This window comes from Acidobacteriota bacterium (assembly GCA_035529075.1).
Classification (GTDB): domain Bacteria; phylum Zixibacteria; class MSB-5A5; order GN15; family FEB-12; genus DATKXK01.
This window is the reverse complement of record DATKXK010000003.1, coordinates 30,801-45,309: the sequence shown is the minus strand read 5'-3', so window position 1 is coordinate 45,309 and position 14,509 is coordinate 30,801. Positions and strand designations below refer to the sequence as shown.

Genomic DNA, 14,509 nt, shown 5'->3' with positions numbered 1-14,509 from the left:
CTTTCGGGCCGCGCGTGATGACTCTCCGCGCGAAGCGAGTGCACGCCCGGGGTCGCGAAAAACCACTTGCGCCGGCCGAGGCCGGCGGCCTAATTGGTGGTCGTAGAGACAGCAGTTCCGTTGGGGGTGGCGTAATAAACACCGCCTGAGATTATACCCCCAGACCTGATCCGGGTAGTGCCGGCGTAGGGAAACGGAGATGTCTGACGCATCCCCCGAGCCAGTAGTCCGGGCTCACCTACCACGTCAGGACGGAATCTTGCGAAACATGAACCGTTTAACGCGAGGTTTCTGTCATGAAACAAACCATCGTAATCCTGGCTCTGCTCTGTGCCGGCCTCCTGTCTTCGGCCGGCGGCGCCGAGTTGAGCGGCACGGTTGTCGCTCCGGACGGCGAGGCGCTCGTGGGCGTTTCGGTCGTCACCGATGTGAGCGGTGTCGCGGGCCAGACCGACGAGCGCGGACGGTACGTCATGGAGGTTCCCGAGACCGTGACGCGCGTGACGTTTTCCGCAATCGGCTACAAACCGCGCCAGTTCCGAGCGGATGATGTCCCCTCGGTGGTGATGCTGGAGACGATGTACTATGAGATCGACGGCATTCTGGTCACGGCCGACCGCGTGCAGTCGGGAGTCGACGCCATTGCCTTTGACAACGTCACCCGCGCCGAGATCGAACGCGATTACACGGTCGCGGAGTTCCCACTTCTGCTCGCGTCGACGCCCAACCTGTTAGCGTACACGGACGGCGGCGCGCCGCTGGGTTACAGCTACCTGAAGATCCGTGGCTTCGATGACAAACGCGTCACGACGTATATCAACGGCGTGCCGCTGAACGACCCCGAAGACCAGGCCACGTATTTCGTCGATCTGCCGGATTTCGGCGCCAACGTCTCCGACATTCAGGTGCAGCGCGGGGTCGGCAACTCGCTTTACGGTGACGCCTCGTTCGGTGGTTCCATCAATATCGTTTCGAGCGTGTTCGACAAAACGCGCGGCGCCCGGTTAAGGACCGGGTACGGGGAGTTCACGTCCGGCGGTAAGTTCTTCGGCCGGCAGATCTCCAAACAATCGGTCGAATACGCCACCGGGCTGGTTGACGGTCGCTGGGCGTTTTACGGACGGTTCTCGCGCCAGTCCTCCAGCGGCTACCGCGAGCAGAGCTGGTATAACGGCTGGTCGTACTATCTTTCGGCGGGGCGGCTCGATCACGGGATGACGACGGAACTTCACGTGTACGGCGGGCCGATCCGCACGCACCTGGCCTACTACGGCGTCGATCGCGATGTCCTGCGCGACAACCGCCTGGCCAACCCCGGGATTGCCGGTTACGAGCTGCTGGAGTACAGCAACGCCACCGACAATTTCAACCAGCCGCACTACCAGTTGCACAACGTTATCCAACTTTCCGAGCAGGTTGTTCTGGCCAACACGCTGTACTACATACGGGGCAAAGGGTACTACGAGCAGTTCAAACCGGGGCAGGATTACATCGAGTACAGCATCGACCCGTCACAGACCGGCGGGCAGACGTCTGGTGATCTGGTTCGCCAGAAATGGGTTTACAAGAACCAGTACGGCTGGAACCCCCGCCTGGACTTCCAGCATGATCATGGGTCGCACGCGCTGGGAGGTTCGTTCTACCTGTATGATTCCGACCACTGGGGCGAGGTCGTCTGGGCCGAGCATATTGACGGCGCCGTAAGCCCGCGCCACCGGTACTACCTGTACGGGGGCAGGAAAGCCGTGGCCTCCCTGTACGGTCAGGAGTATTACCGGCTGACGGACGAACTGGCTGCCCAGGTCACCGCACAGGTCCGGTACGAGCGGTACTCGCTGGACCAGACGCGCATGGGACCGTTCCCGGGTTATGACTTTGACGTCGACTGGCTCTTTTTCTCTCCGAGGGCGGGGCTTGTCTACACGGTTGACGAGCGCCTGAGCCTGTTTGCCAACGCCGCGGTTTCCTCGCGGGCGCCTACCGACGATGACATTTACGACGCCGACAAGCCGGGCGCGTTTCCGTCCCTGGAGATGATCGACTCGGTCGGCACGTACCCCGGCGGCGTCATATACGCGGCCTCCGGTGACGTCACGGCGAAACCGGAACGGCTGTATGATTTTGAACTGGGCGGCAGGTACCGCACCGACCGGTACGCCCTGGGTGTCAACCTCTTCTTCATGGATTTCAAAAACGAGATTCTGGAGTACGCCGGGTCCAGGGAAGGCCGCGACGTGACAATCAACGTCGACGGGTCCTACCATTCCGGCGTCGAACTTACGGGGGTCGTCAAGCTCCTGGACGAGTTGATTGTTAACGGCAACTTTGCCTTCAACTACAATCGCGTCAAGGACTATCTGCTCCAGTATAGGGTCGATTCAGTCACGATTTTGGGTGATACCGTAAAGCTCAGCGAGTCTGTGAACTGCAAGGACAAGAAGCTGCCGAACTTCCCGGAGTACCTGGCCAATGTGCTGGCTGACTATGAGAAGGGCCGGTTGCGGCTGACGTATCACGGCAAGTTGATCGGCCGCCAGTATGCGGACCTCTGGAATATCGAGGATTTCTCGATAGATCCGGTATTCGTGTCCTCCCTGGCTGCATCGGTGAGTGTGGGCGAGTTTCTGCAGCTCGGGACGCTGAAGCTGAACGTGCGGGTGGACAATCTGTTCGACGAGAAGTATGAAGCCGTCGCCTCGTACGCGGAGAACTGGGCATGGCGCCAGCCGGGATCACCCGTGCAGGTTGACGGATGGGCGGCGTACTTTGTGGCCCCCGAACGGTCATTTTACGGGCAGGTGAGTCTGGAATTGTTCTGACGCTTCATGCATGCCGTAGACTACAGCCTGATTGTCCTCTACCTGGTTTGCCTGCTGGGGCTGGGGTTCTACCGGCGGCTGAGCAGGAGCAGTTCGGTGGCCGAGCTTATCGTGGGCGGGCGGGTTCTGACCCTGCCCGCCTTTGTGGCTTCCCTTGTGTCCACGTGGTACGGGGGAATTCTCGGCGTCGGGGAATACAGCTACCTGCACGGTCTGTCCAACTGGCTGGTTTTCGGCGTCCCCTATTACCTGGCGGCTCTTCTGTTCGCGTTGTTCCTGGCCGAGAAGGCGCGGCGGTCGGAGGTCCTGACCATCCCCGAACGCCTGGCCCAGACCTATGACGACAGGACCGCCGTGCTCGGCTCGGTCATCATCTTCGTGATGACCGTACCGGCTGCATACGTGCTTATGCTGGGCGTCCTGTGCGAAGCCCTGTTCGGCTGGCCGTTCTGGGCGGGAGTGGCGGCCGGGACGCTCTTTTCGATAGTGTACGTGTTTCTCGGCGGGTTTCGGTCGGTCGTCCGTACCGACCTGCTCCAGTTTGGGCTGATGTTCGCGGGGTTTATCGTGCTGTTCGCGGTCCTTGTGTCCGGGTACGGCTCGCTGGAGTTTCTGCGCGCGGCCCTGCCGGCCGGCCACCTGACGTGGCACGGGGGCAGGTCCGGGTGGTACATCGCCACGTGGTACGTGATCGCCCTGGCGACGCTTATCGAACCGGCTTTTTACCAGAGGTGTTACGCGGTCAGGGATGCCCGCACGGCACGCACCGGGATTCTGGTCTCCATCGTCTGCTGGATGGTGTTTGATTTCCTCACCACTTCCTGCGGCCTGTATGCCCGCGCGCTCCTGCCCGACCTGGCTGATCCCGTGGCCTCGTTTCCCACTCTGGCGTTGCGCGTCCTGCCGAGCGGATTGCTCGGGTTGTTCGCCCTGTCGCTGCTGGCCACCGTCATGTCGACCGTCGATTCCTACTCCTTTATCGCCGCCAGCACTTTTGGCAACGACATTGCGGGACGGCTGGCGCGCCTGACCGACCGGCAGATCCTGTTCTATACTCGCCTCGGCCTGCTCATTTCCGTGGTACTGGCGGTCGTGCTGGCCGTGTTTTTCCGCTCGGTGGTCGATATCTGGTACACGCTGGGCTCCATCGGCACGCCGGCTCTGCTGGTGCCCGTCTTCTTCTCCTTCGTCGGCCGGCGACGTCTTTCCCCCACGGCTGCCTTTGCCGTCGTCGTGGTCAGTGGCCTGGTCTCGCTTGTCTGGTACCTGTCGCAGTACCTGACGCCGACCGGCAACTACTGGTTCGACCTGCAACCGATATTTCCCGGGCTGCTGATATCGGTAATTCTCTTCTTTGCTCTGGCCGGGCGCTCCACTCCGTCGTTGCAGGATAGGTAAAGCGGTTGTATATTGTCTCGGTATGGTGGAGCCAATATACCTATCAAAAGAAGGCCGTCTCAAGCTTGAGGCCGAGTTGAGACGGCTGAAATTTGAGGAACGCCCCAAACTGGTCGCCGAAATAAAGCGGGCCAGGGCTCTGGGCGATCTTGCCGAAAACGCCGAATACCACGCCGCCAAGGAGGTCCAGCGACTGCTGGAGAGGAAGGTGGCCGAACTCGAGGACAAACTCTCGCGCGTCCGGACGGTTGACGTTGACAAGATTCCGTCTGACAAGGTTTACCTGTTCGCCCGGGTTCTTGTCAGGGACCTTGACCGCGGCGAAGAGATTCAGTATACCATCAGCCCCCCGGACGAGGTGGATGTCGACGAGGATATAATATCGGTCAAGTCGCCGATAGGTCAGGCGCTTCTCGGCCACTCGGTGGGTGACGTGGTCGAGTTTACGGTTCCCGCCGGGCCGATCAGGTATGAAATACTAAAGATCTCGCGAGACTAAGGCAGGTACCAGCGAAGGATTGGACCTATTCTTCTTCTTCGTAGAGGCCCGCTATCGGTTCCTCCTCGTAGTACCCCTCACTCTCTTCTTCCACGTCGATACCGGAGGCGAGGTTAGCGCACTCCAGGGAGCAGAAGTACTCCCCGCCCTGTCGGATGGGCTTTCCGGTGATTCTCTCCAGGCATTGAGCGCAAAACATCTTGTCCCTGACATACAGTTCGGTTCATGCCAAAACACAACTGACGTGCCGGTGGCTAAACCGCACGAAGCGCTGATCGGGCCACCGGCCTCAAATGGCCGATAATACTACGAAAATCGGTTTTTGTTTGTCAAACGGTTTTTGCCGGCGTGCTGTTCAGCGTTTGACCAGAATGCCGCCGCCGCGACCGGTTCGGAGACAAATCGCTTGACAATTCCGGGACCGGCAGTACAATATAGACAGATTAGGGACATATTTATCGTGATGAGCAGAACTACCCCGCATACGGATTGTTGTTGTTGTAGCGCAGGAGTGGGCCGAGCCATGCCCTAAGGTGCCGGTACAGTAATCCCCGGGTATGCAGGGTCCACCTCGGCTGACGATGGTGGATTTTTTTTATCCGAATAATTAACCAGCTTAAGCCAGGTATAGTCATGAGAAAGACCAAACTATTTGGGCGCCATCGAGCGCCAAAAGCTTCTAACGGCTTCTATGCCGACGACATAACAGAGGTGGTCGGCAACACGCCGCTGGTCAGGCTGCGCCGCATGACCAGCCGCCGCGACGTCAAAGCCGCCATCCTGGTCAAGCCGGAATTTCTCAACCCGTCCGGCTCGATTAAGGACCGCATGGTCGTGTACATCCTGAAGAAAGCCGTGGAGTCAGGCGAACTCAGACCGGGCGGGACGATTGTCGAAGCCACCTCGGGCAACACCGGGGCAGCCGTCGCCATGTTTGCCTCCGCCAACGGCTACCAGGCGATTCTGACGGTTCCGGACAAAATGTCCCGGGAAAAGGTGGATACGCTCAAGGCATTTGGTGCCGAGGTCCACATCTGCCCGACCGACATCCCGGCGGACTCGCCCGAGAGCTACTACGAGACGGGCAAACGGCTGCATCGCGAGACCCCCGGCTCTTTCTGGATCGGCCAGTACTTCAACCTGAACAACGCCGAAGCCCACTATCGGAGTACGGGACCGGAGATCTGGCGGCAGACGGGAGGCCGCCTTGACGTTCTGGTCGGCGGCATCGGAACCGGAGGCACCATTTCGGGGACGGCGAGGTTTCTCAAGGAGAAGAAGCCGAACATCGAGGTTGTTGCGGCGGATCCGGTCGGGTCGGTGTACTACCAGTATCACCGGGACGGGACTCTTGTTCGGCCCCGGACCTATCAGGTGGAAGGAATCGGGGAGGATATGCTGTGCCCGTCGATCGATTTTTCGTACATTGACAGGATCTACCAGGTGACGGACGAGGAGTGCTTCCTGGCCGGTCGTGAACTGACGCGTACAGAGGGGATTTTCGTCGGCGGGTCCTCCGGTGCGGCCGTGCACGTTGCTCTGAAGCACGCCGCGAAACTCGAGGCCGACAAGACGGTGGTGGTTATCCTGCCCGACAGCGGCGCCAAGTATATCAGCAAGATGTACAACGACGACTGGATGAAAGAGAAAGGATTTCTGAATTAGACATGGCGGATGAACGCACGCTGAAGAACAGCCGGTTCGAAACCCGGGCGATTCACGCCGGCCGGGTGCCCCAGGACCAGACCGGATCGGTCGCCACCCCGATCTTCCCGAGTTCCACGTATCAGGTAAAGTCTCCCGGCGACGAATCCGGCTACGTTTACTCCCGCTCGGCCAATCCCACGCGCAAGGCGCTTGAGGACGCCCTGGCCTCGCTGGAGAACGGCACGCACGGCTATGCGTTCTCGTCCGGCCTGGCCGCCATCGCCACGGTACTGCACCTGCTCAAGGCCGGCGACCACGTGGTGGCCGTGAATGACCTCTACGGCGGCACGCGCCGCCAGTTCGAGCAGGTGATGCGGAAGTTCGGCATCAGCTTCACGTACGTGGACGGCCGCGACCCGGCCGATTTCGAGTCGGCCGTGACGCCGAGCACGCGCCTATTCTGGATCGAGACGCCGACCAATCCGCTGCTGCACCTCGTGGACATTCCCGCCGTTTCGCGGACGGCCGGAGATCGCGGTATCCTGACGGCGGTCGACAACACGTTTGCCAGTCCGTACATCCAGCAGCCGCTCGACCTGGGCGCGGATATTGTCATGCACTCGGCATCGAAATACCTTGCCGGCCATTGCGACGTTATCGCCGGCGCTCTCGTTGTCAGGAACGAGCAGCTCGCCGAGCAGATCGGCTTTCACCAGAACGCCATCGGGGCCATACTCGGCCCCTTCGAATCCTGGCTCGTCCTGCGGGGCCTGAAGACTCTGCACCTGCGCATGGAGCGGCATTCGCTAAACTCGATGAAAATCGTCGAGTTTCTTGAGACCGTGGGCCAGGTGGAGAAGGTCTATTATCCGGGGCAGGACGGCCGTCCCGTGCCGAACAAGATGCGTCTGCCCGGCGGGATGGTCTCGTTTGAATTGAAAGGCGACTTCGAAACGGTCAGGAAATTCGTCACGTCGACGCGCGTGTTCGTGCTGGCCGAGTCACTCGGCGGCGTGGAATCATTGATCAGCCACCCGGCTTCAATGACGCACGCCTCAGTCCCGGGCGAGGTCCGCCGGCAGAACGGCATCGGCGACAGCCTCGTGCGGCTCTCGGTCGGAGTCGAGAACATCGACGATCTGATCATCGACCTGCGCAACGCCTTCGCGGCCGTGCGGACGGCGACCTCCTGACGGCCCGGTCCGGCCGGAAAGTCCGTCCGTCAGTGTTCGTCCAATGTTGCCAGTGTCAGGATATCTCCCACCACCACCGGTTCAGCCGCGAGAAAAGCCTGGCCGTACTTGCAGCGAACCTGGAGTCCGTGTGAGCGCGCCCTGGCCGTGATACTCTCGAGGTAATCGCGGGATTTCTCCGGATTGAGAAACTGCGAGCGGTGTGCCGAGAGAGCCTTTATCCAGCGGTCGTAATGGGGCGTGATATCCACGACAAAGTCCGGGCAGGTCCCGGGCGGCAGAAAATAGTGGAAGACTCTCGTCACGGTGTGCGGTTCACCGGGCAGACCGACTTTTCTCAAGCCGGCCAGATTGGCGGCATTGAGCGTCAGCAGACCCGCCGCCAGGTGATCCGGGTGTGACTGCCGGAGGCCGTGCCCAACCTGCGGGCAGGGGGCCAGCAGAACGCGAGGTCTGGCGGCCCGGATGACTTCCGCCAGTGCCAGCCGCTTTTCGTAGGCGTCCTCGAGGCGGGTGTCACCCCAGTCGAAGGTCTTGACGATGTCCGCGCCCATGATTCGGGCAGCCTCGGCCATCTCTGCGGATCGTTCGTCGGCCGTGCCGCCGGTGCCCATTTCACCGCGGGTCAGACTCACGATCCCGCAACGGCAGCCGCGCTCGGAGAGATCGATCAGCACCCCGCCGGTGCCGACCTCAACGTCATCCGGGTGCGCCCCGATTGACAGCAAATCGTATGTGTCAGCCTTGGTGTCCACTGTGCCCTGTGCCAAGAAAAAAGCCCGGAGAAAGGGAATCCTCCGGGCCTGTCATCTCTCCTGAGAGTTATTTCTCAAAACACTTCGAGTGGAACAGGAGCATCTGCCGAAGCAGGTCGTAGGCGTACTCGTCGTCCCTCACGGGTTCCGCGTCGAGGCTTGAGTAATCGTACACGTTTACATTGAGACCGTGCACCTGGGTGAGGGTATTAACCCATGATTCGGTCATCTCGTAATAGTTCCATTTAGCGTCCGGAATGCCGTCAGTCATGCCGACATTGCGGCCGATCCAGATGTTGATGCTGTCGAGCGGGCCGTAGCCGACCACGGTGCTCATCTGCGCGTAGATCGAGTCGAGATTGTTGGTCATCCAGAGCGGCCAGATAGAGTCAGCTACCTGTCCCAGTGAGTCGAACGGCAGGTGAAAGTCCCATTTGGATTGCGGGTCCTCGATCTTGCCCACTAGCCTGTCTATCAGAGTCGACGAGTCGGTAATGCTGAACCGCTGATTGATAGTGTAATTGCCCTGATAGTTGTATACCCAGTCGACGAGGGTGTCGTGCGGGGAGAACGCCAGCGAACCGCCAATAAAGAGCCGTGAAAGCGGCAGCGTGACCAGCCCGCGCCCGCTGTCGAATTTCCTGTAGGTGAACGTGTCAATGGGCGCGATGGTCGTATCGATGCCGACAATGCTGGTGTCCAGCTTGCTATAGTCCGCGATGTTCAGTTGTTCTGCCAGGGCATCGTCAAAGAGATCCATCAGGCCGCTGTTGCCGTCGGCGCCGTCGAAGTCCAGCGGGCCGTCGGATACGGTGATGGAGCCGAACATGTCGGGGTGCTTCATAGCCGCGCGCAAGGCGCCATAGCCACCCATGCCGACACCGCCGATGCCCCGCTTGCATCTTAGCGTCTCGATAATGGCCGGTATTCTGGTGGCGAGGTATTCAGTGATCATACGGTCGCCGATAATGCTGTCGGCGCGACCGGCCGGCATGCTGTTGCCGTAGAAGAAGCCTCCGAAAGCGCTGGCGTTGGCCGGGCAGTGGATAACCATGGGCACGATTTCGCCGGCCTCAATCATCTCCTGGGCCAGCTCCAGCAGGCCGGCTCGGAGAAAGTAGAGTTGGTCACCGTTCTGAGGCGGCAGGAGAATGAGCACCGGGACCGGCTTGGATTGCCCGGTCGGCGGGGGCATGGCGATGCTCGGGATATACGTCGATCCCGTCCAGAGCTCACCATCATTGTTTAACTGCAAGGCCAGGTCACGGTCGAACGAATGATCTGACGTTGGCCACACTCCCCATGACTCGTAGGACGTAACGGGAACGCCGGTGCCGCGGTCATCGCAACCAAGAACCGTCAGCAGCGCCGAGACCAGGAATATCGCGAATAGAACTGCGTGTCGTGGCATGGCTTATTCTCCTAGAACCGATAGTTGAGCGACAGGACGGTTTCATAAGTGGCGGCCTTGTAGTCGCCGGGAAAACTGTCATCGAGGCCGTCGTTGTCAACGTCGACCAGCGGCGTCTGAAGGTCCGGATAAGCAAAATAGCTGGTGATAAGCCCGATGTCCCACTGTTCGACATGTGCCACAAACCCGAGGTTGAAGCCGTACTTGTCACCCGTGTCGACGAACTGCGGGATGCGTTCCGCGGTGTTGCGCATGGGGGACTGGTCCACCGAGACGCCGCCGAGGAGGGTCAGGAAGTCGACGGGCTCGTACTTCGCCCCTGCCATGACCTTCCCGGCGTTCTCCCAAACGGCCTTCCGGCTCATGTCTGCCGAGAAGAAATCCATTATGGAATCCACGAAGATACTCTGAGGCTTCGCGAAGTCCGAGTAGGTGAACGCCAGCCCTTCGTACTGCGACCACAGTGTATATTCGGCATCGACGGCTATGGTCAGCCGTTGAGTGAGGTCAAAGGCAATCCCGCCGGCGATCGACGGCGGAAGCGCGAGCTCAGCCCGCATATCGCCGACCAGGGCCAGCACGGTCCCCGAGGCAAACAGGTAGTCGACGGTGTTCAGGTCGCCTGCTTCCTTCTTGACCCAGTTGTTCTTGGGGAGAATGTACATCAGCATGGTGGTACCGTCGATGGTGATGTCGAACGGCAGGCGCGCGTTCACGCCCACGCTGAGCCTTTCGATGGGTTTCCACATCATGCCCGCGGTCAGTCCGAATCCCCAGCCGCTCCCGTCGTTTCGCGTGAGTTCCGGGATGTAATCACGCGGCCGCTCGGCGACGATGCCCGACCGCGGATTGGGCCGTAGAATCACGTCGTTGAACATCAGGTCCGCGCGAAGCAGTTGCAGGCCGAGTCCCAGCGACAACTGCTCGGGAACGAATTCGCGGGCAGCCGTCAACTGGAAGGCAACAACGTCAAGATCGGTAAGGTACTCGTTGTCCGGAAGGTAGGACGATGCCTCCTCGTTATATGAACGGAAGCCGGCCCCACTCGGATCATACAGCTGCCATGATACTGCGTAGTCGAACGGCTGGTACACCGAGAGCCCGAAGACCATCTCGCCCCAGATCGGCATCCGAACAATGAAGCCGGCCGAGGGGTTAAACATAATGTCGTGGCGGTTGAAAAGAGTAGAACCATTCAGGATACCGTTCCTGTACGTGTTGTCCTGATCGTCCCGGTACCAGTAATTGGGGGTCAGTTCGTGACGGTTGTGCAACAGGCCGCCGGTCCCCCCGAGTTGATTGTCCAGGATGAAGGCATACCCCGCCGGATTATAGTGTGCCGCTGTCCAGTCGTTGGCGATCGCGCGGAACGCGCCTCCCATACCCCTGGCATATGTGCCAATGCCGGTGTTCTCAAAGCCACTGGCAGCGGCGGGAGGAGCGAACAGCCCGAGCAGTAGTAGAACCGTGACCGCGAATCTCGCAATTCCCATTACCATCTCCGTAACAAAGATAAAAACGAGTCAATCTTCCTATATCAGCTTCAGAATCGAAAAGGATTCTCTTCCTGTGGAATCCCTCCTGTTACTCCAAACCTGTCCACCATTCCCCGTATGCGAGGAACGAATCCGGACACAGCGTCAAAAAACAGGCCCGCAAATTACAACAGCGGTCTGATCATGTCAAGCGGCAAACAGCTTTTTCTCCGGCACGGCTTCAATAAGCCGATGTCAAACCGGGAGTTAGGAAACGTTTCAGATAAGACGGACCACCTCGCCATATGTGAAGAACTTCCTGGGCCGCAGCCTGCGCGTAAACTTAAGAGAACTAAAAAGAATTGCCACAGTTGGGCTTAGAAATGGGCAACCCCGGCTGCCACACCGGCGCTGCGTGTGATCGAAGCAGCGTCTCCTGCGCGCCGGAAAAATGTTCCCTGGCTCGAGGGAAGCGAATGCTCTTGTACCGGACCGACCAGCCCTCGTGCCGGTGCGCCTGCCGGGTGTAACCGCTTGTGGCCGCGTCAACTCCGATCAACGCGTCGGCCCCGGCACCAGCCTTGCTAAGGAAGTTGGTCAGGATGAAGGGAAACCGCACCGGCGATGTCCTTGCCGGTTAGCTGCCAGTCAGGAAGGTAAGAATGCGAAAACTGCTCATCCTCTTGGTGCTCGTTATCGTGCTGGTCTCCCTTAACTGGTTTCGGGAGTTGATCGCCGGGGACCTGGGTGACCTGAGCGAGAGCGAGAAAGCGGCTCTGCTCGAACGCTACGCAGCTTCCCGGCCCGCTGTTGGCAAGAGCGGCTCCTACCACAGCCCGCGGATATTCGATCCGCCCGAGGGTTCCGGCGCGGGCGCAGCCCGCGTACAGTCGCTCTCCGGGGACACGTTAAAGGAAACCGCCGTCCGGAGTGCCGAAGGCGGCGAGCAGCAAGATCTGCCGCCCTTTGAAGAACTACAGCCGTTCGGGACCGGGATGTTCGACGGGCCGCGGGAGACATTGCCGCCGGACGACATTGCCTCGGATGACAACTACATCCTTGGACCCGGTGACAACGTCATCGTGTACGTCTGGGGGCGGGTTGACAACGAGTACAATCTCACCGTGGACCGCGAAGGCAAGGTGTTCATACCCAAAGTCGGCGAACTGATCGCGTGGGGGAAGACGCTGGCCGAATTCAGAACGCAGGTGCAAAAGTCTCTGTCCAAGGCATATTCCGGGTTCGACCTGACCGTCTCCCTCGGGAAAATACGTTCCATCCGCATTTATCTGACCGGTGAGGTCAAGGCGCCCGGTGCGTATACCGTTTCGTCGCTGACGTCCCTGTTTAACGCGCTGTACCAGGCGGGCGGGCCGAACCTCAACGGCTCGATGCGGTCGATCAGGTTGATGCGGAGCGGGAAAGCGGTGGCCGAGGTCGACCTGTACCGGTTTCTGCTGGAAGGCGACAACTCGCTGGATGTTCGGCTCGAGTCCGGAGACGCCGTCTTTGTGCCGGTGGCCGGTGCGCGAGTGGCTGTTCGCGGCGAAGTGAGACGGCCCGGCGTGTATGAACTGAAAGGTACGGCTACGGCCGGGGACGTGCTGCACCTGGCCGGCGGCACGAACCCGGAGGCGCACCTGGAGCGGGCTATGCTCGAAAGAGTCTCCGGCCAGCGGCAATGGCAGGTGCACGATTTGAATCTCACGGGTCTCGACGACGGCAGCGGGCCTGACTTCATACTGATGGACGGCGACCGGCTGACGGTCTTTTCGGTTTTCAAGGCCAGGAAAAACATGGTTGCGATGTTCGGCCAGGTGAGGCATCCCGGCTACTATGAGCGCAACGATTCGACCCGTGTATTGGAGTTGGTCACACGCAGCCAGCTTCAGGATTATGACGTCTACTACGGCCGTGCCAATCTGTTTCGTCGCCATCCCGACTGGCGCACCGAGGTCATCTCCCTGAACCTTCGCGACATTCTCGACGGCCGCGCCGAGGACATTCTGCTGCAGGATCGTGACTCGCTTCACGTGTATGCGATTGAGGACGTCACCTGGGACCGGCGCATGTGGATATCCGGCCAGGTGCAGTATCCGGGCGAGTATCCGTACTATGACGGCATGACCGTTCAGGATCTGATATTCCTTGCCGGGTCATTCACCAAGAGTGCCCTGCGCCTTCAGGCCGAGATCGCGCGTCTCGATGAGCGTGGCGACGTATCGATCCACTACGTTGACATCGGCGGTGACCCTTCCGGTTCCACCGTGCTCAAGGAGGGGGATCGGGTCTACGTGCGCCAGATACCGCAGTGGAAGCTGCACCGCACGGTAACGGTAGAGGGCGAGGTAGCGTACCCGGGCGAGTACGTGCTGAGCAGCCACAATGAGAGCCTGTACAGCCTCCTTGAGCGGGCCGGCGGGTTTACGCCGCGGGCCTTTCCGAGCGGGATCGTTTTCGAGCGTGCCACGATCGGCCAGTCGCTGGAGCGGTTGCGGATTCCCAGACAACTGGAGAAGTCAAACCCGCTGATCGAGGATTCGCTGGGTCACGTGAAGCCACAAGCAGTGATTGAATATGAGGCGGCCGCCGTGAACCGGATTGCCATCGATATGGATCTCATCCTGGGAACCGGTGGCGGACAAGGAGACATGACGCTTGAGCCGGGCGACCGGATTTTTGTCCCCAGCCTGCCGTCAGGCATATCGGTGCTGGGGGCGGTTGGTCAAAACGGAACCATCAGGTTTCGAGAAAACGAAAGTGTAAAATACTATGTCCGGCGTGCCGGCAACTTCACGCCGCGCGCCGACAAGAAAGCGACACGCCTGATACGGGCCAACGGGGAGGTGTTTGCCGGAAGCAGCACGCTGGGCCGCAAGGTGCAGATGGGCGACATAATCGTCGTGCCGACCAAGATCCAGCGTGAGCGCAATTTCGCGAAGACCCTCGGTACCGTCCTGACTGCGACTACCGGGGCGCTGACGACCGTGCTGCTGGTAACGAAGCTGTAAAGGCACTGCAAGATCATCTCAGAGGACGCTCTTTCCTTTCTCACCTTCCTATCATCGCCGGAGAGCTGGCTCAGCCCTCCGGCGTTTTAATGGAATTTTTTTCCGCCGTGACGGCAAGGGTTGCTCGACCGGTTGTGGCCGGATGAACCGGGCAGGGCCGGGGGCAATCCGGCGTGTGTGAGCAACGCGTTGTTCGACAAGCGGTTGCCGCGTGGTGTGCAGAAAGCATACAGCTTGGCACCGGGATTGCCCCCCACACAGTGGAGGTACTCGCGCAAGGCGCCCGGATGCGCGTTGCGAG

At 60.2% G+C, this 14,509-nt stretch carries 10 protein-coding genes and 1 riboswitch; of the genes, 6 read left to right on the top strand and 4 right to left on the bottom strand.

The window, feature by feature from the left end; all coding sequences use genetic code 11:
• Positions 1–112: 112 nt before the first annotated feature.
• Positions 113–209: riboswitch (TPP riboswitch) on the top strand.
• An 87-nt stretch (positions 210–296) separates the two neighbouring features.
• The 3 genes from VMY05_00540 to greA are packed head-to-tail and all read left to right on the top strand — an operon-like array spanning position 297 to position 4,716.
• Positions 297–2,819: a TonB-dependent receptor gene (locus VMY05_00540; GenBank protein ID HUV29563.1), complete on the top strand. Its 2,523-nt coding sequence runs from the start codon at positions 297–299 to the stop codon at positions 2,817–2,819.
• Positions 2,820–2,825: 6 nt separating this feature from the next.
• Positions 2,826–4,217 (top strand): sodium:solute symporter family protein, encoded by a 1,392-nt coding sequence (locus VMY05_00535; protein HUV29562.1) that lies wholly within the window; start codon positions 2,826–2,828, stop codon positions 4,215–4,217.
• Between the two features lie 22 nt (positions 4,218–4,239).
• A complete protein-coding gene (gene greA, locus VMY05_00530; GenBank protein HUV29561.1) occupies positions 4,240–4,716 on the top strand; it encodes a transcription elongation factor GreA in 477 nt (158 codons plus the stop codon).
• Positions 4,717–4,741: 25 nt separating this feature from the next.
• Here the strand turns inward: greA and VMY05_00525 are convergent, their stop codons facing one another.
• Positions 4,742–4,915, bottom strand: a complete 174-nt coding sequence (locus VMY05_00525; protein HUV29560.1) for a hypothetical protein — start codon at positions 4,913–4,915, stop codon at positions 4,742–4,744.
• 434 nt (positions 4,916–5,349) lie between these two features.
• Here VMY05_00525 and VMY05_00520 point away from each other — a divergent pair, with 434 nt between their 5' ends.
• The gene (locus VMY05_00520; protein ID HUV29559.1) at positions 5,350–6,381 is read left to right on the top strand and encodes a cysteine synthase family protein; all 1,032 of its coding nucleotides are present in this window, start codon (positions 5,350–5,352) and stop codon (positions 6,379–6,381) included.
• 2 nt (positions 6,382–6,383) lie between these two features.
• Positions 6,384–7,556, top strand: a complete 1,173-nt coding sequence (locus tag VMY05_00515; GenBank protein HUV29558.1) for a PLP-dependent aspartate aminotransferase family protein — start codon at positions 6,384–6,386, stop codon at positions 7,554–7,556.
• Between the two features lie 29 nt (positions 7,557–7,585).
• On the opposite strand, the gene bshB1 is transcribed toward VMY05_00515, so the two are convergent.
• Genes bshB1 through VMY05_00500 form a run of 3 tightly spaced genes read right to left on the bottom strand, consistent with a single transcriptional unit; the run spans position 7,586 to position 11,215 of the window.
• Positions 7,586–8,326, bottom strand: coding sequence for a bacillithiol biosynthesis deacetylase BshB1 (gene bshB1 / locus VMY05_00510; protein HUV29557.1), 741 nt, complete (start codon positions 8,324–8,326; stop codon positions 7,586–7,588).
• 52 nt (positions 8,327–8,378) lie between these two features.
• Entirely contained in the window at positions 8,379–9,722 is a 1,344-nt protein-coding gene (locus VMY05_00505) for an alpha/beta hydrolase-fold protein (protein HUV29556.1), read from the bottom strand.
• Positions 9,723–9,733: 11 nt separating this feature from the next.
• Complete coding sequence (locus VMY05_00500; GenBank protein HUV29555.1) at positions 9,734–11,215, bottom strand: outer membrane protein transport protein; 1,482 nt, start codon at positions 11,213–11,215, stop codon at positions 9,734–9,736.
• Positions 11,216–11,859: 644 nt separating this feature from the next.
• On the opposite strand from VMY05_00500, the gene VMY05_00495 reads away from it, so the two are divergent.
• On the top strand, positions 11,860–14,208 hold the full coding sequence (locus VMY05_00495) for an SLBB domain-containing protein (GenBank protein HUV29554.1): 2,349 nt from the start codon (positions 11,860–11,862) through the stop codon (positions 14,206–14,208).
• Positions 14,209–14,509: the final 301 nt, after the last annotated feature.

What these genes read in the sequence shown, in the direction of transcription:
- VMY05_00535 (HUV29562.1), top strand. Translation starts at nt 2,826, where the DNA reads ATGCATGCCGTAGACTACAGCCTGATTGTCCTCTACCTGGTTTGCCTG.
- VMY05_00500 (HUV29555.1), bottom strand. Translation starts at nt 11,215, where the DNA reads ATGGGAATTGCGAGATTCGCGGTCACGGTTCTACTACTGCTCGGGCTG.
- VMY05_00520 (HUV29559.1), top strand. Translation starts at nt 5,350, where the DNA reads ATGAGAAAGACCAAACTATTTGGGCGCCATCGAGCGCCAAAAGCTTCT.
- greA (HUV29561.1), top strand. Translation starts at nt 4,240, where the DNA reads ATGGTGGAGCCAATATACCTATCAAAAGAAGGCCGTCTCAAGCTTGAG.
- VMY05_00525 (HUV29560.1), bottom strand. Translation starts at nt 4,915, where the DNA reads ATGTTTTGCGCTCAATGCCTGGAGAGAATCACCGGAAAGCCCATCCGA.
- VMY05_00515 (HUV29558.1), top strand. Translation starts at nt 6,384, where the DNA reads ATGGCGGATGAACGCACGCTGAAGAACAGCCGGTTCGAAACCCGGGCG.
- VMY05_00505 (HUV29556.1), bottom strand. Translation starts at nt 9,722, where the DNA reads ATGCCACGACACGCAGTTCTATTCGCGATATTCCTGGTCTCGGCGCTG.
- VMY05_00540 (HUV29563.1), top strand. Translation starts at nt 297, where the DNA reads ATGAAACAAACCATCGTAATCCTGGCTCTGCTCTGTGCCGGCCTCCTG.
- VMY05_00495 (HUV29554.1), top strand. Translation starts at nt 11,860, where the DNA reads ATGCGAAAACTGCTCATCCTCTTGGTGCTCGTTATCGTGCTGGTCTCC.